Origin of the sequence: Neorhizobium turbinariae, from assembly GCF_023223505.1 — a bacterium.
Classification (GTDB): Bacteria; Pseudomonadota; Alphaproteobacteria; order Rhizobiales; family Rhizobiaceae; genus Neorhizobium; species Neorhizobium turbinariae.
On sequence record NZ_JALPRY010000007.1, the window covers coordinates 192,605 to 213,727 of the forward strand.

The 21,123-nt window shown below is 60.0% G+C and carries 22 protein-coding genes; 12 read left to right on the forward strand and 10 right to left on the reverse strand.

Annotated features, from left to right (window positions below):
• The first annotated feature begins 170 nt into the window (after positions 1 to 170).
• Positions 171 to 1,238, forward strand: coding sequence for a glycosyltransferase family 1 protein (locus tag M0654_RS05995; RefSeq protein WP_248682252.1), 1,068 nt, complete (start codon positions 171 to 173; stop codon positions 1,236 to 1,238).
• A gap of 15 nt (positions 1,239 to 1,253) precedes the next feature.
• Here the strand turns inward: M0654_RS05995 and M0654_RS06000 are convergent, their stop codons facing one another.
• Positions 1,254 to 2,132, reverse strand: a complete 879-nt coding sequence (locus M0654_RS06000) for a DUF6492 family protein (protein ID WP_248682253.1) — start codon at positions 2,130 to 2,132, stop codon at positions 1,254 to 1,256.
• A gap of 197 nt (positions 2,133 to 2,329) precedes the next feature.
• On the opposite strand from M0654_RS06000, the gene M0654_RS06005 reads away from it, so the two are divergent.
• Positions 2,330 to 3,643: a lipopolysaccharide biosynthesis protein gene (locus M0654_RS06005; protein ID WP_390919707.1), complete on the forward strand. Its 1,314-nt coding sequence runs from the start codon at positions 2,330 to 2,332 to the stop codon at positions 3,641 to 3,643.
• An 11-nt stretch (positions 3,644 to 3,654) separates the two neighbouring features.
• On the opposite strand, the gene M0654_RS06010 is transcribed toward M0654_RS06005, so the two are convergent.
• Together M0654_RS06010 and M0654_RS06015 are read right to left on the reverse strand one after the other, a co-directional pair.
• The gene (locus M0654_RS06010) at positions 3,655 to 4,638 is read right to left on the reverse strand and encodes a glycosyltransferase family 2 protein (protein WP_248682255.1); all 984 of its coding nucleotides are present in this window, start codon (positions 4,636 to 4,638) and stop codon (positions 3,655 to 3,657) included.
• An 81-nt stretch (positions 4,639 to 4,719) separates the two neighbouring features.
• Positions 4,720 to 6,054 (reverse strand): O-antigen ligase family protein, encoded by a 1,335-nt coding sequence (locus M0654_RS06015; protein ID WP_248682256.1) that lies wholly within the window; start codon positions 6,052 to 6,054, stop codon positions 4,720 to 4,722.
• Between the two features lie 176 nt (positions 6,055 to 6,230).
• On the opposite strand from M0654_RS06015, the gene M0654_RS06020 reads away from it, so the two are divergent.
• The 7 genes from M0654_RS06020 (at position 6,231) to M0654_RS06050 (ending at position 14,196) form a co-directional block, all read left to right on the forward strand.
• Complete coding sequence (locus M0654_RS06020) at positions 6,231 to 7,289, forward strand: endo-1,4-beta-xylanase (RefSeq protein ID WP_248682257.1); 1,059 nt, start codon at positions 6,231 to 6,233, stop codon at positions 7,287 to 7,289.
• A 293-nt stretch (positions 7,290 to 7,582) separates the two neighbouring features.
• Complete coding sequence (locus M0654_RS06025; RefSeq protein WP_248682258.1) at positions 7,583 to 9,022, forward strand: UbiA family prenyltransferase; 1,440 nt, start codon at positions 7,583 to 7,585, stop codon at positions 9,020 to 9,022.
• Positions 9,022 to 10,386 carry an FAD-binding oxidoreductase gene (locus M0654_RS06030; protein ID WP_248682259.1) on the forward strand — a complete coding sequence of 455 codons (1,365 nt, stop codon included), beginning with the start codon at positions 9,022 to 9,024 and terminating at the stop codon, positions 10,384 to 10,386. Before M0654_RS06025 ends, M0654_RS06030 begins: the two co-directional genes overlap by 1 nt.
• Positions 10,383 to 10,799: an EamA family transporter gene (locus M0654_RS06035; RefSeq protein WP_248682260.1), complete on the forward strand. Its 417-nt coding sequence runs from the start codon at positions 10,383 to 10,385 to the stop codon at positions 10,797 to 10,799. Before M0654_RS06030 ends, M0654_RS06035 begins: the two co-directional genes overlap by 4 nt.
• Positions 10,800 to 10,846: 47 nt before the next feature.
• A complete protein-coding gene (locus M0654_RS06040; protein ID WP_248682261.1) occupies positions 10,847 to 11,857 on the forward strand; it encodes an NAD-dependent epimerase/dehydratase family protein in 1,011 nt (336 codons plus the stop codon).
• A 49-nt stretch (positions 11,858 to 11,906) separates the two neighbouring features.
• Positions 11,907 to 13,331, forward strand: coding sequence for an aspartate aminotransferase family protein (locus tag M0654_RS06045; RefSeq protein ID WP_248682374.1), 1,425 nt, complete (start codon positions 11,907 to 11,909; stop codon positions 13,329 to 13,331).
• Positions 13,332 to 13,386: 55 nt separating this feature from the next.
• Entirely contained in the window at positions 13,387 to 14,196 is an 810-nt protein-coding gene (locus M0654_RS06050) for a phosphodiester glycosidase family protein (RefSeq protein ID WP_248682262.1), read from the forward strand.
• A 16-nt stretch (positions 14,197 to 14,212) separates the two neighbouring features.
• Here the strand turns inward: M0654_RS06050 and M0654_RS06055 are convergent, their stop codons facing one another.
• The 3 genes from M0654_RS06055 to M0654_RS06065 are packed head-to-tail and all read right to left on the reverse strand — an operon-like array spanning position 14,213 to position 15,925.
• Positions 14,213 to 14,989 (reverse strand): anti-sigma factor family protein, encoded by a 777-nt coding sequence (locus tag M0654_RS06055; RefSeq protein ID WP_248682263.1) that lies wholly within the window; start codon positions 14,987 to 14,989, stop codon positions 14,213 to 14,215.
• The gene (locus M0654_RS06060) at positions 14,986 to 15,516 is read right to left on the reverse strand and encodes an RNA polymerase sigma factor (RefSeq protein ID WP_248682264.1); all 531 of its coding nucleotides are present in this window, start codon (positions 15,514 to 15,516) and stop codon (positions 14,986 to 14,988) included. The genes M0654_RS06055 and M0654_RS06060 overlap by 4 nt, the downstream gene beginning before the upstream one ends.
• A gap of 28 nt (positions 15,517 to 15,544) precedes the next feature.
• Complete coding sequence (locus tag M0654_RS06065) at positions 15,545 to 15,925, reverse strand: COG4315 family predicted lipoprotein (RefSeq protein ID WP_390919709.1); 381 nt, start codon at positions 15,923 to 15,925, stop codon at positions 15,545 to 15,547.
• Positions 15,926 to 16,121: 196 nt separating this feature from the next.
• Here M0654_RS06065 and M0654_RS06070 point away from each other — a divergent pair, with 196 nt between their 5' ends.
• Positions 16,122 to 16,595: a hypothetical protein gene (locus tag M0654_RS06070; RefSeq protein ID WP_248682266.1), complete on the forward strand. Its 474-nt coding sequence runs from the start codon at positions 16,122 to 16,124 to the stop codon at positions 16,593 to 16,595.
• Between the two features lie 13 nt (positions 16,596 to 16,608).
• Here M0654_RS06070 and M0654_RS06075 read toward each other — a convergent pair whose 3' ends face one another.
• The 4 genes from M0654_RS06075 to proV form a co-directional block, all read right to left on the reverse strand.
• On the reverse strand, positions 16,609 to 16,875 hold the full coding sequence (locus M0654_RS06075; protein WP_248682267.1) for a helix-turn-helix domain-containing protein: 267 nt from the start codon (positions 16,873 to 16,875) through the stop codon (positions 16,609 to 16,611).
• A gap of 54 nt (positions 16,876 to 16,929) precedes the next feature.
• Complete coding sequence (locus M0654_RS06080) at positions 16,930 to 17,829, reverse strand: glycine betaine ABC transporter substrate-binding protein (RefSeq protein WP_248682268.1); 900 nt, start codon at positions 17,827 to 17,829, stop codon at positions 16,930 to 16,932.
• A gap of 69 nt (positions 17,830 to 17,898) precedes the next feature.
• On the reverse strand, positions 17,899 to 18,780 hold the full coding sequence (locus M0654_RS06085; protein ID WP_282571538.1) for an ABC transporter permease: 882 nt from the start codon (positions 18,778 to 18,780) through the stop codon (positions 17,899 to 17,901).
• A 32-nt stretch (positions 18,781 to 18,812) separates the two neighbouring features.
• Positions 18,813 to 20,018 carry a glycine betaine/L-proline ABC transporter ATP-binding protein ProV gene (gene proV / locus M0654_RS06090; protein ID WP_118852881.1) on the reverse strand — a complete coding sequence of 402 codons (1,206 nt, stop codon included), beginning with the start codon at positions 20,016 to 20,018 and terminating at the stop codon, positions 18,813 to 18,815.
• Positions 20,019 to 20,483: 465 nt separating this feature from the next.
• Between proV and M0654_RS06095 the strand changes: the two genes are divergently transcribed.
• Together M0654_RS06095 and M0654_RS06100 are read left to right on the forward strand one after the other, a co-directional pair.
• The gene (locus M0654_RS06095) at positions 20,484 to 20,702 is read left to right on the forward strand and encodes a hypothetical protein (protein WP_248682270.1); all 219 of its coding nucleotides are present in this window, start codon (positions 20,484 to 20,486) and stop codon (positions 20,700 to 20,702) included.
• Between the two features lie 85 nt (positions 20,703 to 20,787).
• On the forward strand, positions 20,788 to 21,084 hold the full coding sequence (locus M0654_RS06100) for a hypothetical protein (protein WP_248682271.1): 297 nt from the start codon (positions 20,788 to 20,790) through the stop codon (positions 21,082 to 21,084).
• The last annotated feature ends 39 nt before the right edge of the window (positions 21,085 to 21,123 follow it).

The window sequence follows — 21,123 nt, forward strand, 5'->3', positions numbered from 1 at the left end:
TTCTCAAACACCAGATGAAATGCCATCGGCGCTAAGATTGGGTTAAGCATCCGCCCACGCGGCGTCCCCGATGGGAAAATAGTTTGAACTTTCCCCTTCTCATCACCCAAAGATTAAGGATTTTCGGCTTCCGTAGCGAAGATTAACGCCAGCGGACGGGACCGTTTACCATGACGCGCTATCTGGTTCTCACATCAGACGCCGAGACCCTCTGTGGCGTCGAGGCGTTCACGCGAAACCTGGCGGAGCATCTGGGTGGGTCGGCGCAGATGGCGCCTCTAAGCTTCGACCTTCCCACATTCAGGCAACGCCTTCGCGACTGTGATTGCATTGTCTTCAACTTTCCGATTGTCGCATGGAAGAAACGGCTGCTCGAGCCGATGCTTGCCGCGACGCTGGCGAAGCTGTGGGGCAAGAAGGTGGCGGTCGTCCTCCACGAGTGGACGAATCTCGATTGGAAGCGACGCCTGATCATATGGCCGGTTGTCAGGGTAGCGGATCAGCTGTTGTTTTCGGCTCCCGAGATCGAGCGAGAATGGCGCGATAGCGCTGTCTCCCGGGGATTGAAGCAGCAGACAGCCGTCATACCCATTCCGCCGAACGTGGTTCCCGGCAACTCTGATGGCCCCGCCGAAGCACGTGCTGCGATCCGTTCACTGCGAAAGCCCGGTCGCATCATCATCGGCCAGTTCGGCTCGATCTATTCGAAGAAAAACTGCGCAGAGCTCCTGTCCATCGCGCGCGTGCTCATCGATACCGGTCACGATGTCGGCGTCGCCTTTGTGGGCTCCTTCATCAAGGGCATGGACGACGTGGAGCAAGACTTTTACCGGGAGGTGGAGGCTCGTGGCCTCGACGGGCGTGTGGTGGTGACTGGCTATCTCGCGACGGACGAAGAGGTCTTCGCGGCGTGCCGCGAGATCGACGTGTTCTGTTATCGCTTCATCGAGGGGTTGACCGCACGGCGCGGCAGCGTGCTTGCGGCCGCGCTGACGGGACGGGCGGTGGTCGTCAACGCACCGAAGGATGAGCTTGCGCTCGCGCACCACAGCCTTTTCACCAGCCTGATCGAGAACGGGAACGTTGTTTTGGCACCCTATCACGCTGATCCGACAGCCATGGCCGGGGCGGTGAAAACTGCAGCCGCCAAACGCCCGCCGCAAGTGGAGGTGGAGAAGGAAATAAGGCGTCTCTGGCACACAATCATCGAGACGCTGGGCAAGATGCAGCAGCGATAACGAGAGACGGAGCGATCAGCTTCCGCCAAAAACGGCTTCTCGGATGGCCTCAGGCGAGGTCGCGGTGTGGGACTGGATGGCGATTGCGTATTGGGTTTCGTGGAGCTCGGCTATGAGGTTTCGGATGCCGTCAGTATCGAGTGATGGGCCGCTCCAATAGGTGGCGCACATGCTGTGTTCGACGAGTTCATGACGTTCTCGCAGGCTCGCCTGCGTCATCACCCCCACCCCATAAAGAATGTATTCGGAAAAATGCCTCACCCTGCATAGCGCCTTCCACCATGCGCGCTTGGTCACGCTCTCCAGCCTATCGACAATCTGCTGCAGGCTCTCACGATCCCACACAATCATCTGGCCGATGTAATCGTCGCCCGGCAGCGGCGGTTCCTGCCTTCCAAGCATATGATAGGCGTTCTTCTGCCATAGAACATGGTTGGGGAGCTTTGAGGTGATGGCGCCCCGGTCCAGGTAGAGCGGAGAGCGAGGGCCGCCCGCAGCCTTTGCAGCGTCAAACGGCCTGACGAAACAATTGTCAGAGTCGATGCAGATCACACGCGGGCACGGTTGCGAAAGGGTCATCGCGATCTTGCGCAATTGCTGGATATGCCAGCCATAAACGGGAAGGCTGGCACCAGACACCAAATAATATTGGCGGTTCTTCCACTTCAGGAATGTGGGGAGGGGATGCAAGGCGCGGGGCAGCAGCACCGAGTCAGGAAGGACGTCGCGCTTCGGGCTCCGGAACGACTGAAAGAGAGGAAGGTCGGCATCCGCCACGACGAGGTAGTGCTTGTCATATCCCGTCGCGAAGGCATCGATCGAGTCACACAAAAGGCGGCAGGACTCAAGGTCACCGCTATAGGTCGGCGTGATCAGGCTGACCGCTACGCCCATTACCCTGACACGCCTCCCGATCTTCGCAAGCCTCTAAATTGCACACCGTGTTCCTAATGGTCCGTTAATCGCGCTTGGCCATAGTGATGGCAGTCTCATTTCGGAAACGCTAAGGCGTATCCGGACAACGCCGGGATGAACTCGGCTGGCCAGCACTGATTGTCGGCAGGAGCTATGGAGATGCTCGCGTGAAGTTGATGCCCAAGCGCGATTTCAGGCGGCTCATCGGGCCGGTCAGCTCCTATCTGGGGTCGAGCAGCGCGCTGCTCGCATCAAGCCTTGCTGTCCTCTTCACCTTTGCGCTGTTGGCGCGGCATCTGGGCCACGAACAGTTCGCACTGAACGCGACCATCACGGCGTTGACCAATCTTGGCGTCCAGATCTGTGGGCTCGGCTCACAGGAAGCGCTCGTCCGGCGGGTCGCACAGGACCGTAGCTGTTATCCTCGACTGCTGGGCCACGTGCACATTCTGAACCTCACGACTGGCGCGGCGCTGTTCGTGATCGGCATGATCCTGATCCCGTGGATGTTTCCGATTTCCGCCGATCTCGGGATAACACTTCTTGCCACAGCGCTCATTCTCTTCACCAACATCATCCTCCTGAAGATCGTGTGGCTGGCCACGAACAGCTATATTGCCCATGGCAGGTTTGCGGTCGCGAACCGGATCGAATTCATCTTCGCTGGCCTCCGGATGGCAGCGGCGGCCGTTGCTTGCCTGGTCGTCAACATCACGACAGTCGCAGAGTGGGCCGTCTGGAATTTCGCCGCTCATGCGGTGGCGGCGGTTCTTTCGTTGGCCGCCATTCAACGTCTCGGTCGGCCACGGTTCGGTCTCCTTCGGGAAGAGCTGTCGATCGGCGTCATGTTCGCGAGCCAGTTTTTCTTCAAGGCAGGCCGCAACAATGCGGATATCCTGGTGCTGAGCGCGGTCGCCGGCTCGGAGCTCGTCGGTAGTTATTCGATCGCGCGGCGCATGACGGAAGCGTCCTATATGTCCGTCGATGCTCTCAACCGCATCCTTTACCCCGGTTATGCCGCTGCAGCGCTCAATGGCGTGGGCAGGGTTTGTGCGCATGCAAAGCGCATGCTGAGCGTCACCGGCGGGATCGCCATCACGGCAGCCTTCTTTGTCTGGGCAATTTCTTCATTTCTTCCGCTCCTGTTCGGCGCGGAATATATATCGCTGCCGCTTCTTGCCCAACTGATGTGCTGGACGGTCGTACCGGTTGCCGTCGCTGCCGCTGCTTTCGAAGCACTCGGCGCCGCCGGGCTGCAGAGGATCCGTGCCCGGATCGTCAACCTCTCGAACCTGATCGGCACCGCGCTTGTCGCTGCCGCAGCCTTCCTGATTGGTTTGAGCGGGATGATCGTCGTAACCTACTTGCTCGAGATCATCATCGCCGTTTTGGCCTGGCATGCGCTGACGCAGGCGGCCAGTGCTTCAGTCGCCGGTGGATCATTAAAAGTAGACCCTGCCGAAAGCACTACTGATACGAAGGCCGCTTAGATTGGTGCGCGTCAGGTTTGCGATGATGTAGCGATACGCGCGTCAGCCGCAGGAATAGCGCTTGCTTCATAGGGAGTTGGCAGGAAGCCAAGGCTCGCGGTGATGCGTCCAAAGGACATCAGGATGGGATGGGTCGCCGGCAGCAGCGCTTTCGTCTTGAAGAGAATGGCGATCGCCCGCGGAATGCTGAGACCAAGCGAGATGACGTTTTTCAACTGAAGCGCGGTCAGCTTGACCGGCGACTGCGAACGTTTCCGGTCAATCACATAGTTGATGCTTCCGGTTCGGACAGACCGCCGCATCAGCCAGGATGGCGACGCGCGATCCGCGGCAACGGTTTCGTAAATCAGCGCTTCCTGGCACCACCAGAAGGTAAAGCCCATTTCCCTGCAGCGCCTGAAGAAATCCATGTCGCCGCCGCCGAGGAAGTTGAACCTCACGTCGAAGAGGGAAGGGTCGAGCGTCTCGAAGACCTTGCGGCGGATAAGGCAGTTCCCGGTTCCATGGATGGCAGGCACCTGCCGGCTTGGCCCATCTATATGGCCATAGAGGGCATGGGCGCTAACCGCATGTGGCACCGGCACCTCGAACTGACGGACAACAGGGCCGCCGACGATATCGGCTCCGGTTCGGCGCGCGGTGCTGACCATCGCCTCAAGCCAATGCGGGTCTGCCACCTCGTCGTCATCGATCATCAGGAAATAGTCGGCGGTTGGGTGGTTTTCTCTTGCCTCGGAGAATGCCCGGTTGATGGCGTGGCAATTCCCCTGGCTAGGCTCCACGACCACGTGATGCGGCAGGGCAGCGGAGCCCAAAATTTCCCGGGCAACCTGCGATCCGACAGGATTGGTGGCATCGTTTTCAACGACAACGATCGCGAACGGCAAGTCCGTTTGCTGCAGGATCAGGGACTGCAGGGTCTTGCGCAGGCCCTCAGGCCGCCGAAAGGTCGGGATGCAAACCGTGACTTCAATCGAGGCATTGCTGTCGGTCAATTTCGCCTCTCATCGCCAATGGACGACCATCTGTTCCTACCGTCTTACGAGAAGCCGTTTATCGGCGCAATTTGATGTCCGTCAGTGCGTTAACGCGTGGTTTCGATCCGCTTCGTCTGCGCTGCGCAGGGTGGCGCTTGCCTGCAGCCTGAGTCCGAACACGGCTACCAGCATGGTGAACCATGTCGGTCCGGAGTTGATGAAGAATACGCTTTCAAGCGACCCGAGGAGGACGCAGAAGATCCAGATCCTCAGGAACAGCCGGGTTAAGGCCGTGTCGTTGTTGCTTTCAAAGGCGGTGCCGGCATCGCGGATCGGCAGCACGATGAGCCAAACCACGACCAGCAGGCAGCCCAGGAGCCCACCACCGAGAAGAAGTTCGAGAAACGAATTGTGGGAATGCGCAGCGAGATAAGCCCAGGACTCGGTCGATGTTTTGCTGACGATCTTGCTTCCCCAGAACGACTGGAAGCCATAACCCGTCCAAGGACGATCTCCGATGCGGTCCAGTGCATAGGCCCAGATCGCGTCACGCCCGGTGAACGTGATGTCGATGCCAGCGCTTGCCAGCAACTGCCGGACGCCCTCGAAACGCGGGAGCCCGATCAGGACGACGTTGAGTACCACGATCGATCCCAGCAGGATAACCATGCCCAACAGCTTAGAGCGCTCAAATATCCAGACCATGAATAACACGAGCGGAAGCATTGCCGTTGCGGTCTTTCCTCGTGTCAGCAAGAGGAAGACCGTTGCCAGCGCGGCGGCCATCGTGCCGACCTTCGAGTAGCTGGTTTTGCGCAGGTAAAGGCCGAACATCACTGCGAGCGCCATGGCGGCAGCGGTCATGTTCTTGTGACCAAAAATGCCTCGCCAGTCCCCGGCGAGCGCGGCTTCCACCTCGCTACTCTGGTGGATTCCGATCGATGGCACGATGAAGACCGCGAAATAACAAAGGCCGAGAACAAGGATAACAGCGGTCGCGAGCACCTTGTCGAATTCCTCGCGACTGCGGGGCAACAGGATCGCGGCGCTCGCGCATCCACAAACCAGAACCGCATAGGCGATCCGGCGGAATGCCGTGGCTGGGTCAACCGCGAACATCGAAACGAGCGAAAACCAGCACAGGATGAGCAGCAGAAGCCCGTGTGGTAGGAAGAGCGCTTTCCGGTTTTCATCCCGCGCGACAGTCGCCACCGCGACCGTAAACATCAGGATGACGACCGTCTGGTTGAGAAAATCTCCGCCTGAAGTTGCCGCGCGTTCGGCGCCAGGCGTCGCAAAAGGCTCAAGGCCGATCCAGAAATAACCGAATACGAAAAGCGCGATGACGGCGCCGAGGCTCCAGGGCGCGGCGCTGGATATCCTGCCCGCGTTCAAGCTGTCGAAGCTTGCCTGTTCCGGCTCATGAACGGTCAAGAAGTCCTGCTCCATCTGGCTGGCAGCGCGATCAGCCAACAGGAACACGAGAACGGTTAAATGCCAGTGAAGCTTGAGGCTACCGAAGGCGTATTAACGTAACTTCCCATTAGTATTTTTGCCTGCGGTGTCGATATGCGACATTCTCCCCAAGCTTGGCGAGGAGGGATGGAAATATGCGCAGACGTGAGTTCATCCAGGGCAGCCTGGCCGTTGCGGCGCAGGTCGCCCTCCCCGCCGCGACCGCAAACGCAGCTCCCACTCTGACTATACCGTATGGTGCCGCCGTGCGCGGCGATGTTCTCGTTGATGATTACAACTACCGCAAGGCGCTGATCGATCACTGCCAACTGATTGTCGCCGAGGGTAGCATGAAGTGGGAGAGCATTCACCCGACGCCCGACAGGTTCGACTTCTATGACGGCGACAAACTGATCAACTTCGCCGAACAGAACGGGATGAAGATGCGTGGTCACACGCTTGTCTGGTACGCCGCCATGCCGGAATGGGCGCTGGCGATCAAAGGGGCAAACCAGGCGAACAGCGAAATGAGCCGCCACATCGAGACTGTCGTCGGCCGGTACCGTGGCCGGATCCCGAGTTGGGATGTCGTCAACGAGGCCGTAGCGGATGAGCCGACCGCTTCAGACTATCTGCGGCCCAACGTTTGGCTGGAGAACCTGGGCAAGGATTATCTGGCGACCGCGTTTCGTCGCGCCCATGCAAGCGACGACCAGGTACAACTGGTCATCAACGAATATGACATCGAGTGCGTTGGCGAACAGTACAAGCGGCGGCGCGAAGCGTTGCTGAGGATCGTGCGCGATCTTCGAGATAGGGACGTGCCGGTGCATGCCGTGGGGCTGCAAGGCCATCTTCGGGGCGAGTTGGAGATCGACAAGCACGCGCTTTCAGAATTCGTCTCGCAGGTGAAAGCGATGGGGCTCGATGTCCTGGTGACGGAGCTCGACGTCACCGACAACCTTCTGCCGCCAGACCAGCAGGAGCGCGACACGATCGTCGCATCGCGTGTTGAAGACTTCCTGGGCGCCATTTTTGATGCGGCTCGACCGACCGCCATTGTCACCTGGGGTATATCGGACAGACATACCTGGGTGCCGATGTATTTCACCCGCGAAGACGGGCGCCACAACCGACCTCTGCCGCTTGACCGCAACTACCGGCCCAAAGCGATGATGGAGGTGATCGAGCGGTTCACGCGGACGACTGGCTGAGAAGGGCATACCAGCAACTGGCCCAAGGTGGCACACCGCAGACTGGCCGTAACCTGCCATTAACAAAGGTCGGCAGGACCTTCTAAACCCTGATCTGCTTTTCCGGGGCTCCGGCAGCTGATGTTAACTCTCTGGTTCACCCCGGCAACGTAGTTTCCACTTAAAGGCGCCGGGGCATGTTTGCCCAGCAAATACAATTGGTGCCAAAGCCAAGCAACGCGGCCTCGGTCGAGCAGACGCAGAAATGCACCTGCCGACCAACAGTCTGACGTTGCTGAAGGGGACGTACCGGGATGAACCTGAGGGTACAGCAACTCATCGATGTGCCGCTGGCAGTTGACCTTGACGGCACGCTGATTTCGACGGACCTGCTTTGGGAAAGCATCTTCATGCTCCTGAAGCAGAACGCGCTGTACCTGTTCCTTCTGCCCATCTGGTTGATGTCCGGCAAGGCGCATCTGAAGTCCGAGATCGCCAAGCGCGTGACGCTCGATGCAACGACCTTGCCTTATCGCCAGGACCTCGTCTCATTCCTGCGGCGCGAGGTTGCGCGGGGCAGGGAGGTTATCCTCGTCACCGCGGCGGCCGAGCCGTTCGCGCGAGCTGTCGCGGCGCATCTCGGTATCTTCAGCGGCGTCTACCACACGGATGGCACGAACAACCTTGCGGCCCACCGCAAGGCGAAGCTGCTTTCGGAGCTTTATGGCGAAGGCGGGTTTGACTACGCGGGCAATGACCGGGCGGATCTCGCCGTGTTCAAGGCGGCCCGCAGTGCAATCGTCGTCGCACCGGATGCTGCCGCAGATCGCTACGCTAAGACGCACTCGTCCGTGCGTTTTGAATACGGACGGCCGAAGATCAAGACCTACCTGAAGATGCTTCGGGTGCATCAGTGGCTCAAGAACCTGCTGGTGTTCGCGCCCGCGGTTCTTTCCCACGACATCACCAATCCATCCGTGTTCCTGGCTGCGACCTTGGGAACGATCGCCTTCTCGCTGTCGGCGTCCGCCATCTACATCCTGAACGACATCCTCGACCTGCCGCTCGATCGACAGCACCCGACAAAACGAAACCGGCCTTTCGCGGCGGGATTGCTGTCGATCCCGTTCGGCCTGACGGTTTCCGCCTCGCTGCTGGCGCTGACGGCGGTGATCTGCCTCTTCCTGCCGGTCCAGTTTGCGCTCGTCATCGGCATCTATCTCGTGGCCACGACAGCCTATTCGCTCGCGCTCAAGCGCATGCTGCTGATCGACGTGATCTGCCTGGCGGGGCTCTACAGCCTGCGCCTGATCGGCGGCAAGATGGCAACCGGCCTGCCGCTTTCCTTCTGGCTGCTGGCCTTCGGTCTGTTCTTCTTTCTGTCGCTTGCATTGGTAAAGCGATACGTCGAGCTTCAGGGCACGAAGGTTGAAGAAAAAGACCGCATTGTCGGGCGCGGCTATCGCGCCGAGGACATGGATATCGTCGGCCAGAGCGGCGTTGCCGCCGCCTTCGCGGCCGTGCTCGTCCTGTCGCTCTACATCCAGTCGGACGAGATTCAGGGGCTCTACAGCGACCCGTGGCTGATCTGGCCGCTTGTCCCGATGGTGCTCTACATCAACGTGCGTATCTGGATCTTGGCCCACCGCCGGGAAATGTATGACGACCCCGTCGTCTTTATCGCCACCGACTGGCGCAGCCAGCTCTTCATCGGTACCGGAGTCGTGCTGTTCACACTGGCGAGCGTGTTCTGATGTCCGGAACCTTTGAAAGCTTCGGGCGCATAAGACGGCATAAACGGCGTGGGGTCGATCCAAACTCGGCGATGGAAGCCCTTCGCGTCGGCCGATGCGAACCAGCCGGGCTACTCGCCTTCGGTAATGGACGATCCTATGGCGACAGTTGCCATAACGATGCCGGTTCGCTCATCGCGATGCAGCGAGGGGCGCAGATTCACGCCTTTGACCCGACAACAGGCATTGTTGATGCGGATGCAGGTGTCACACTCGCCGAGCTGATCGAATATGCGGCGCCGTATGGTTTCTTCGCGCCGGTCACGCCCGGCACCCGTTTCGTCACTCTCGGCGGCGCGGTTGCCAACGACGTGCATGGCAAGAACCACCACAAGCGCGGCACGTTCGGCTGCCATGTCGAGAGCTTCGAGCTGCTGCGCTCCGACGGGAAAACCCATCACTGCACCGTGACGCAGAACCCGCATCTATACGCGGCGACAATCGGTGGTATGGGTCTGACCGGCGTCATCCTGCGGCTGCGCCTGAAGCTCACCAAGGTCAGTTCGCTCGACATCGAGCAACGCGTCACGCCGTTCGCAAACCTTAGCGAATATTTCGATCTGGCGGAAGCGGCGGACGAGGAGAACGAGTTCGCGGTAGCGTGGGTGGACCAACTGGCGACGGGGCGGTTTGAAGGCCGTGGGGTACTGATGACCGGCAACCACGCCGATAACGGGAATTTCAGCGCTAAGCGTTCGCGCCTGCCGCTCCGCGTCCCGTTTGATCTGCCGTTCTCCGCGCTCAACCGGACGACTCTGGGCCTGTTCAACAGCGCCTACTTCAACGTGAACAAACGCAAGACGGCACCGCATCTGACCAACTACCAGAGCTTTTTCTACCCGCTTGACAGCATCGAGCACTGGAACAGACTCTATGGTCCGGCAGGCTTGTACCAGCATCAATGCATCATCCCGTCCGATGCTGCACGGTCGGTCATTCCCGCCATGCTTGCGGCAAGCCGTGACGCGGGCCACGCATCGTTCCTCACGGTGCTGAAGCGGTTCGGCCACGTGCGGTCACCGGGCCTGATGTCGTTCCCGCAGCCGGGTTACACGCTGACGATGGATTTCCCCAACCAAGGCGAGGCGACACTTCGCCTGCTCGATAGGCTGGACCGGATGACGGTGGATGCCGGCGGACGGATCAACCCTTACAAGGACCAGAGGATGAGCCCTGCCGCCTTCGAGGCAGGTTTCCCGGAATGGCGGCAATTGGAGCGGTTGCGGGATCCGGCCTTTGTTTCCGATTTCTGGCGCCGGACTGCACTGGCGCTCGGAGCAGACGCTGCCGCCCCCATGGCTCAATACGCACGAGGACATGCATGAAGTACATTCCGTTCATCCTGTTTACGGTGCTGACGAATGCCGCGGCCCAACTGCTCCTGAAGCATGGCATGATGACGCTTGGGCCAATCAGCTTTTCGGCGGAAACCGCCATCCAGCGGATATTCCAGATCGTCTTCAACCCTTGGGTCTTCCTCGGCTTGAGCACCTTTGTCATCTCAATGGCCTCGCACCTCTACGTGCTGAGCAAGGTCGATCTTTCCTACGCCTACCCCTTCCTCAGCCTCGCTTATGTCGCTGTCGCCTTCTTTGCTTGGCTGCTGTTCAAGGAGGAGTTGGGGGCACTGAAGATCGCCGGAATTGCCTTCATCTGCGTCGGCACAGTGCTGATCGCGCAGAGCGGGCACAAGCCGGCCGAGGACGACATTGCTGCCGTGGAGCAGCTCAGCTCCTAGCGCCGACGTAGAACGAATGAAACGATAGAACCACGAGGATCCGGGACATGAGACATATCATCTTTGGGGGAGACGGATTTGTCGGGCGCCACCTGGCGCCGCGTCTCGCCGCAGAAGGCCACGAGGTTATCGTCGCGGACATCGTCAAGAGCGACCTGCCGCATTACCGCGACGTTCGGTTCGAGCAGGTGGATGTCACCGACGCCAACTCGATCGAGCGGCTTGGCCTGCGCGCCGACGACATGGTCTACAACCTGTCAGCCAAGATGCTTTCGCCGATCCAGGTGAGGTCAAAGCGGCACGATTTCTTCTTTCCCGTGAACTACTACGGGACGGAGAACATCATCAAGGCGATGGCGCGCGTCGACGCAAAGTCGCTCGTGCATTTCACGACCGACATGGTCTATGGTCATACCTATGTCTGGCCGCAGACGGAGGAGCACCCTTGCGCGCCTTTGGGCGAATACGGCCTCTCGAAGCTGAAGACGGAGGAGCTTGCCGCCGAATGGCGCGAGCGCGGAATGAACATCACGCTGTTCAGGCCGCGTCTCATCATCGGCCCAGGACGCCTCGGCATCCTGGCAAAGCTCTTCAAGCTGATCGACCACAACCTGCCGGTTCCGATGATCGGTGCCGGCAAGAACCCGTACCAGTTCATCTCGGTGTTCGATTGCGCCTCGGCGGCGCACGCCGCCTTCAACGCCGGCGTTCCCAATGAAGTCTACAATCTAGGCTCCCTGAACCCTCCGCCGGTGCGCAAACTGCTCGGCGGCCTCGTCAAGCACGCGGGTTCTCGGTCGATCCTGCTCCCGACGCCCGCCTGGCTGGTGAAGCGGACGCTCGACCTCCTCGACCTCATGAACATGCCGCTGATGGATCCCGAACAGTATCTCATCGCGGATGAAATGTGCGTGCTCGATGTCTCGAAGGGCGAGCGCGAACTCGGCTGGGTGCCACGCTACCGGGACGAGGACATGCTGATCGCGGCCTATACCGAATACCGGAAGGGCCTGGAACGCGGCGTTGACGCCAAAGTCGCAGAGCCGAAAGCTGCTTGAGGAAAACCCCATGGCCATTCTAGCGCAAGTGATCGAAGACCAGGACGACATGCCCGCCGAAGCGCCGCGCGCTTCGACGCCCAAGCCTGCACTCCTGTCCGTGGAGGAGGCGAAGGCGCTTGACGTATCGCGGATGACGGAGCTCTTCCTGCGTCATCTCAACCCCGGCCAGCTTCACTTCATGAAGCTTCTCGGCTTCCACAAGGTGAAGATCGAGCGTGCCGAGGGCATGTACTACTATGACCAGAATGGCCGCGCGATCCTCGACTTCTTCGGAGGGTTCGGGTCGCTGGCGCTTGGCCACAACCATCCGCGGATTCTCGCCGCCCGGCGCAAGTTCCAGGAGGAACATCGCCAGGAGATTGCGATCGCCTTCATGTCGCAATACGCGACGGCGCTTGCGCATAACCTTGCTGCCTGTTCACCGGGCGACCTGGACATGGTCTTCCTCGGCTCTTCCGGATCCGAGGCGATGGAGGCGGCCGTGAAAGTGGCCGAACGTGCAGCCGGCCCGAAGCGGCCGAAGATCGTCTATGCCGAAAACTCCTTCCACGGCAAAACCAAGGGCGTACTTTCAATAACCGATGGTGCCCTTTACCGCGGCGACTTCAAGCTGGTCGACCACACCGTGCGGGTCCCATTTGGCGACATTGCTGCGATTGAGCATGCCTTTCGCACCGACCCTGAGATTGGCACGATCGTGCTCGAGACGGTGCAAGGGGGCGGCGGGATCATTCAGGCGGATGCTGCATTCTGGCAACGCCTGCGCCAGCTTTGCGATCAGTACGGCGTGTTGTGGGTGGCCGACGAGGTACAATGCGGCTTTGGCCGTACCGGCAAGTTCTACGCCTTCGAGCATTATGGCGTGGTTCCGGATGTGACGGCTCTCGCCAAGTCTCTGGGCGGCGGCAAGTCCGCCGTCGGCGCGATGATCGCCAAACGCGACGTCTACATGAAGGCCTATGGCTCTCCGAAGACAGCGATGATCCATGCCATGGCAACCTTCGGCGGCATCGGCGAGGCTTGCGTTACGGCCATCGAGGCGATCAACACGCTCTACGACGAGAACCTGATCGATAACTCAGCTGAGGTCGGCGGCTACCTTCTGGAGCGGTTGAAGGAGCTGCAGGCGCGGTATCCGAGCCTGCTGAAGGAAGTGCGTGGGCAAGGCATGATGGTCGGCCTTGAATTCCATGATTTTTCGCAGGCAATGCCGATGGTGCTGCGCCCGCTGATCGGCATGCTCGACGACAAGCTGAAGGGCTCGCTCCCCGGCTTCATCGGCAGCCATCTGCTGCGCGATCACGGTGTTCTCGTCGCCTTCACTGAGTACAACCGCAACGTCATCCGGCTGGAGCCGCCGCTGATCTGCGAACGGCAGCATGTGGACGCTTTCATCAAGGCGCTCGATGAAGTGATGGCGCGCGGCATCGTCAAAATCGTCAAGGATTTCATTGCTGCACAGGTGAAGTAGGATCGCAGACGAAGCGGCGGGCGAGCTCCGCGGCTGCGGCAGCGGAGATGCGCATATGGTCCGAAGACGCAATTCAACGGTGGATCATCTGCTAGGTGCCTGGCTGTGGATGGCTCTGCTTGCGATCTCGCTGACCGTTTCGCCCGCTCGCGGCAGGGCCGAAGCCGTGTCCCACTGCTCGGAGGAAAACTTCGAGGACAGCAAGCTCACCGTCTGCTCGTTTGACCCCACAAAGACCAAGCTGCGAATGTTTTGGAAAGCGCCAGACGGCGCGCCGTTGAAGTCGTTCGCGCGGCTGGCGGAAGAGGTCACGAGTGGTGGCAAGCAACTCGTCTTCGCGGTGAACGGCGGGATGTATTCCGAAAGCTTTGAGCCGGTAGGGCTTTATGTCGAGGATGGTCACCAACTTAGGCCAGTCAATACAAAGACGATGACTGGGTCACCGGGATCGATCCCGAATTTCTACAAGAAGCCGAACGGCATCTTTTTCCTGACGGGAAGCGACGTGGGGATCCTGACGACCGAAGAGTATCTAAGCCGGCCGAGAACGGTACAGTTTGCCACCCAATCGGGGCCGATGCTGGTCATGAAGAACGAGCTGCATCCGGCGCTTATTCCTGGCTCGACGGACAAGACGCGACGTAGCGGTGTGGGTATCTCGAGGGATGGCATCATTCATTTCGCGATCAGCGAGGATGACATCAACTTCCATGCTTTCGCGCGCTTCTTTCGCGACCAAATGAAGTGCCCGAACGCGCTGTTCCTCGATGGCGGCCGAGGGGCTGGGATCTATAGCGAGCGCCTGGGACGCAGCGACTGGTCGTGGCACGGCGGGTTTGGTCCGATGATCGGCGTTGTGGAGTGATAGCCTTGTCCGCCGTTCACGAAAGCTGCTCGTAGCAAGCCTGGGCGATCTCCTGCAGGCGTTGGCGTGAAACTTCACCGGTAACGGCGTACCCAAGCTCACCGTCGATCCAGTAGAAGGTTTCGATCGACCCGGCGGAATGAAAGCGGAAGCTCGTCGTGGTGTTGTCCCGATTGCGCGCCAAGACGATGGTGACCCGCTGGCCGGCCTGATCCTCATACATGAACATGCCGCCAGGTTTGCCCGCCACCGGGATCAACCGTCCGCCGACAAGCTGGAAGCCGAGCGCCTGTAGCGCAGGGATCTTCAGGTCGGCGACCGCCAGCCGCTTGCCGAGCCAGGTCGCGAGATGCGCCTCTTCCTCAGCAAAAACCTCGACCGGATGGCGTACCTCGCCAGCATAGACCAGATAAGCATCCTGCGCTTCGCGCGGGAAGGAAGCAGCTGTGGTGACGGTCTCAATATCTTTCCCGCCGAGGGCGGGGCCGTAGTGACCGGCAGCCGCGCCGGTTAAAAAGATCGCCACGGCTGCCAAAGCGGACGCCAACCGCGCACGCGGCTTGCCGAGGCGAGGCCTGGTCAGGAGGAGATCGAGATCGTCAGGATGAGACCGCTCGTAGGGGGCGAAGGTGCGGCGGAGTTCGACGTTCTGGGCTTCCCATTTCGAAACCAGCTCGGCGGCATCTGGATTCTCTTGCAGATACCGTTCCACCCGCACACGATCGGCGTCGCCAAGCAGTCCATCTGCATAACCGTGCAGATCAGCCTCGGTGATGAGGGAGGCTTCGGTCATGTGGTTCTCCGTAAGGGGACAACATTATCCTCCTGCAGCTTGTCTTGAAGCGCATGTCTGGCGCGCGACAGGCGGGACATGACAGTGCCGACGGGCACTTCCAGAATATCGGCGACCTCCTGGTAGGAATACCCTTCAACGACCACCAGCATCAGCACGGCCCTTGCATCCTTCGGAAGCGCGTCGACCGCGCGGATGAGCTTGCGCCGCTCCAGCGGATCGCCCGGCGACATCTCGTCGGCCGCGTTTTCAGCAGCTTCGATGGGAACAGAGGGGCGTCGGGCGAGCGCCCGCCTCGTGTTGAGGTGGACATTGGTCATGATCCTGTAGATCCAGGACTTGAGGCTGCCTCCGCGCCACTGGCCCCGGTTCGCCAACGCCTTTTCGAGGCTATCCTGTAGCAGGTCGTCGCTTTCGGAATCCGAGCGCGTCAGGCTGCGCGAATAGCGGCGCAAACCAGGAAGCAGGGTCAGCACTTGCAGTTCAAAGGAAAGAGGCGCGGCACCCGGTGGCTGCCGCGTCGCCAAGTCTGCCGCCGGGGGCGGCTCTGGTTGCTCAGGGTCTTGCAAGATCCCACACGCCGTTCACGCCGTCGCCTGTTGTGTCGCCTTCCTTCTTATCCTTAACCCAGTAGTAGAGCGGCATGCCATCCTTCGCCCACTGCTTTGCGCCATCCTTTCGCGTCACGAGCGTGTAGGCGCCTTCGGCATTGGCGCCGGATGCGGACAAGGCGGGAGGCCAGTTCGTTGCGCATTTGTCGTAGCAGTTGGAGGTGCCGGGCTTGTCGTTCTTGAAGGTGTAAAGGGTCATGCCCTTGTCACCGGCAAGAACTTCACCCTTGTCTGTCTTGACGGTCTTGAACGGACCGGCAGCAAAAGCCGTCCCGGCCACTGCGGCGAATGCTGCCGCCAAAGTAAGCATCTTCTTCATTACCATCTCTCCCATTGGAAGGCGGATCGCTTGGCCGCCCTTTGTAGAGACACCGCAGGGGCAGGATTTATTCCTTCAGCCATCGAAAATTCGTGTGAAAGCCCGTTCGGGCAGGATCACAGGGTGTTTATGCCGTTGCGCCGCCGCAACCTCGGCCTATGTAGGTGGGTATGGTAATGCATCAGAAATATCGGATAGCGTGATGGCCTGGGTCGCTGCCATCGCAGTCCTGGTTATCGGCCTCAGCTTCCTGCTCAATCGCCGCTTGGGATACATCCTGCTGGCCGCCGCCTTCGTGGCCGGATGCGGCCTGTGGTGGTACAGTTCGCAGCAGGCAGAGAAATCTGGACAGGTGAAGGATGCCGTCGCGGCAGAAGCATCGGCAGATGCAGCCTCCTGTCCTGATCCGGCCGCGCCCATCCTGGTGCAGTTCAGCAACGGCAATCGTCGCGCCATCGCGCGGATTTCCTTCAGCCTCACCGGCCGGCTGAAAGGCCATTCCTCCGTTGCCTACCGCGGCTATCTGCGTGGCGACAAGATCATCCAGCCGGGACAGACCTCACAAACCTGCTTCGGCTTGCTGCCGCATGGGTTCGCAGCGCCCCGGCCGGAGACGGTCGTCGTTGGCGACTATGACTGGGTGGTGGACATCTCTCTGGTCGATTTCCTCAACTAGGTCGGGCCGTCGGCTATGCCTCTCGGCGCCACGTCGGGCCAAAACCTCGTCCGTCGAGGAGCCATAGAAGGCTCACGTCAAGCGTCAGGGCGACCGTTTCAAGAAGGTGGGTGGCTGGCGCGTCGCGATCGTTCTCCCATATCGTCCAGACGTCGGGATCGACGTCGTTCAGGTTGGCAGCGTCTTCTACGGAAATGCCTTTGGCCGCGCGGGCCAAGGAGATGCGACCACCGAGCGTGTCTCCTTGTCCGAAGGCGCGTTCGTTGGACATGTCATACATCAATTGTCCTCCGAGAAGGGGAAGTGGCTCCGGAAGGATCCGGAGCCAGCAGGATCAGTTCTTGTCGCCGAGCCAGGTTTTGACCTGGTCCGGGTGATCCGTGATGTATCTCGCAACTGCCTCGTCGTAGGAGGTTTCCTGAGCGGTGAACATCGCTGCTTCAAGATCCGCGATCGGCAGCTTCATGCGCGACAGGAAGCCCGCAACCTTCGGGTTGTCTGTGCTGAAGTCCTTACGGGCAAGCACGTCGATATGTTCAGCTTCGCCAAGCGAGGTCTTCGGGTCGTTCAGGTAACGAAGCTTGTACTTGCCGAACATCCAGTGGGGGCTCCAGGAGGTGGCCACGAACCACTTCTCGCCCCGGTACGCACGGTCAACGCTGGTGAGCATCCCGGCTTCACTGGAGATCTGAAGCTTATAGCCGTCGAGGCCATAATCCTTGACTGCCTTCTCCGAGAGTCGTGTCAGGCCAGCGCCCGGATCAATACCCTGGATCGTGCCGCCGAGTTCCTTCTGCACGTTCGGCTTCTTCAGGTCCTCGATCGAAGCGATCTCGCTTTCCGGAATGTATTCCGGAACAACCCAGCCGAGCTTGGCGCCGTCGTAAACGGTACCGAGCGTCTCGACGCGGTCCTTCACCTTGTCGAAGTAGTCGGCATGCGTCTGAGGCAACCAGGCCATCATCATCGCATCGACGTCCCCGCGGCTCACGCCCTGATAAAGAGGCGCTACGTCCGTCTGAACCAGTTCTACGTCCTGGCCAAGTTCGTCCTTGATGAGCTTTGCGGCGAGCTTGGTAACAAACTCGGCGTCTGACCAGGCTGCCCAGCCGATCTTGATGGGCTTTGCATCCTGCGCAGCGACCGGCATGGTCGATACGGACAGAACGGATGCCGCAAGCCCGAAGGCTGTCAGCAGGGCCGTCCGACGAGTTGCAGATTTCAGTTTCAACATAGTAGCTCCTTTTTGTGGAGTTCGGTTTTGCGGGTTCAGCGCCCGCGCGGGTCCGGCACAGGAAGAAGCTCAGGCGGTCGCCGTCGTCATCTTCTTGCGCTCGTTCTTCCTGAAGAGGCCCTGCCAGAAAGAGGCGCGGGACTTCCCCAGTGACTGGGTAAGGCGGTCGAGAATGACAGCCAGGATGACGACAGCGAGGCCGCCCTCGAAGCCGGTGCCGACATCAAGGCGTTGGATACCGGTGAGTACCGTGTTGCCGAGGCCGCCCGCGCCGATCATCGAGGCAATCACCACCATCGACAGCGACAGCAGGATCGTCTGGTTGATGCCGGCCATGATCGACGGCATGGCGTTCGGAAGCTGGACCTTGAACAGCAACTGCCACGAAGTGCAGCCGAAGGCGTTGCCGGCTTCGATGAACTCGGGATGGACCTGTCGGATGCCGAGATTGGTGAGGCGCACGACCGGTGGCATCGAGAAGATGACGGTGGCGAGCGCACCCGGCACGGCGCCGAGGCCAAAGAACATTGCGGCCGGAATGAGATAAACGAAGGCAGGCATCGTCTGCATCAGGTCGAGGATCGGCCGCACGACGGCTGCGACTGAATCCTTGCGGGCCATGGCGATGCCGAGCGGCAGGCCGACGATCATTGCCATCAGAGTCGACGCGATCACAAGCGACAGGGTTTCCATCATCGCGTCCCAAAGGCCCATCTGGTTGACGAGCCAGAGCGCAATGCCAGTCAATAGGCCGAAGCCGATGCCGACGCGCCAGAGTGACAGGAGTACAAAGATTGCCAGCGCAACGGGCATGGGAGCGGCTGTGAGCAGGTCGTGGATCGTACCCGTCACAAAGCCGATGGCCGCCGCGATGAAGTCGAGGACGGGCGAAAAGTTGTCCAAAATGTAATTCACGGCGGCGTCGATGCCGTCACCGATATCGAAATTCATATGTATCTCCGGTGTTTGGCCGGTTGGTCAAATCAGCTAGCGCGGTCGAGCGTTTCGAGAAGCGAAGACTTGCTTATGGAGCCGACATAGCGCCTGTTCTCATCGATCACGGGAACGGGCCATGGGCTGGCTGCCACGCGGCCGAGAACGTTCGAGAGAGGTTCGTTGGCCGGGATTGCCTCGACCTCTTTGAGGAACGCGTCGCGATAGGGATCAGCCGCCTTGAGGCGCATCTTCTCCACAAGAGACGCCTGGCTGACCATGCCGTGATACGTCTTGTCGCGTCCAAGAATGATCGCGTATTCGCGGTCAAAATTCTGCATCCGCTCCAGCGCGGCGGCGGCAGAGACACCTTGGCGCTCGATGATCGTCACCTGTGTCTTGCGGGCCACGTCACCCGCCTTGAAGACGTGGGAGACGTCGACATTGCGGAAGAAGGAGCGGACATAGTCGTTCGCCGGGTTCATGACGATCTCGTCAGGCGTCCCGACCTGGACCACCGCGCCGTTCTGCATGATGCAGATCCGGTCTCCGATGCGCATCGCTTCGTCGAGATCGTGGCTGACGAAAACGATGGTGCGGCTGTGCTCCGCCTGCAGGCGGACCAACTCGTCCTGCATCTCGGTGCGAATGAGCGGATCGAGTGCCGAGAAGGCCTCGTCCATCAGAAGCACGGTCGGCTCGCTGGCAAGTGCCCGTGCAAGTCCGACGCGCTGCTTCATGCCGCCAGACAACTGGTCGGGGCGGCTGTCGGCGTAACCGTCCAGCCCGACGGCCTTCAGCGCATCGAGCGCCTTCTGGTGCCGTTCCGCTTCGCCAACGCCGGCCACTTCGAGCCCGAAGGCGGCATTGTTCAGCACGGTCCGGTTGGGCAGCAGCGCGAAGGATTGGAAGACCATGCTGATGTCGCGCCGGCGTAACTCGATAAGCTCGCGCCGTGACATGCTGGTGATGTCCTTGCCGTCGATTTCGATTGTGCCGGATGTCGGCTCGATCAGGCGGTTAAGGAGGCGAAGCAGAGTCGATTTGCCCGAGCCGGACAGACCCATGATCACGAAAATTTCGCCGGCCCTGATGTCAAAGCTTGCATCGTGGACGCCAACGAAGGCGCCGGTCTCGGCGTGGATTTCTGATTTCGTCTTCCCGGCGCGCACCATCTTGAGCGCTTCGTCGGTGTTCTCGCCGAAGATCTTGTAGACGTTCTTAACACTGATTTTGGTCGTAGCCGGTTTGTCCAGCGCGTCTTCCTCAGTTGCAAAAGCCATTCATTCTAAGCCCCGCTCAATAGCGCAGGCATTCTCCTTATAGGTCTTCAGCCCAGCAGGATGCGTATCCTCTGAGCGGAAGAGCAGCAAATTGATTGTCGTAGGACGTATATCCCCCTCAGTACCTATGCAGTATGTCGATGATTGACAGGGAGTGTCCATAAAAAAACATATTTTTCGGATCGCGTTGTTCGAAGCGGCGCACTGATCTTTTAGGCGCATCGCCTTTTGAACCACCGGCTCTGGCGTCCTGCCTTTGCCGTGCGTGTATGTGCTCACAAAATCGTGAGCGGGGTGTCCAAGCCGTGATCGGATGCTGACATAAGCTTTGCGCAGGTGCACACGCTCCATGATCGTCGCACTGTTGCGCGAAACTGTTTGGGCTTGCGCCTCCAGTGACGAGACGCGTTTCTGCTTTACCGGTTTGAGAGAGCCACCATGGAACTGCTACAAAGCTGCAGCTCGCTGCTGGAAGATCATGAACCGCTGAAAGCGGCTGTTGAAACGCTTTCGAGCAGTGGCGCACAGGTCGATCAGAACCTGGTATTGCGGCTTGCAGTCTCCTTGTATCGGTCCGGGCTGAACGATCCGCAGCGTCTGGCGGACGCCGTTGCTTTCCTGTCCACGAGCAAGCTCTTCACGACAGGATTGTTCTAACCGAGCCTGCAGGCCGATTAACAACTGCGGTCATGAGGAGTACACTGGATAGAAGGGGGCGGCTTGTTCAGAAGGAGAACATGCGATGCCTGCCGTATCCGAAGTCGGTTTCCAGGAAGTTTCCCGGGAAGATGGGTTCCACCGGCTGTTCGAGCATGACGTTCACAGCTCGCCCACGGCGAAGATGGAGACGCTCCGCGGCCTCATCTCGCAACAGGGCTATACGCCACAAGGCATGAACTGGCGCCTGCTTTTGCTTGAGTGGCAGTACGATCTCGACATCCTGTTCGGCAATGTCCGGAACTGGATGAGCTATGTTGACCGGCAGTTTGATCCCGAGGCGACGAAGCCCGAGCAACCCGGCGATGGCCAGGCGCATTGACGGTTCAGGGTGTAGGTGAGGCCCCGAGGTGAGGCCTCC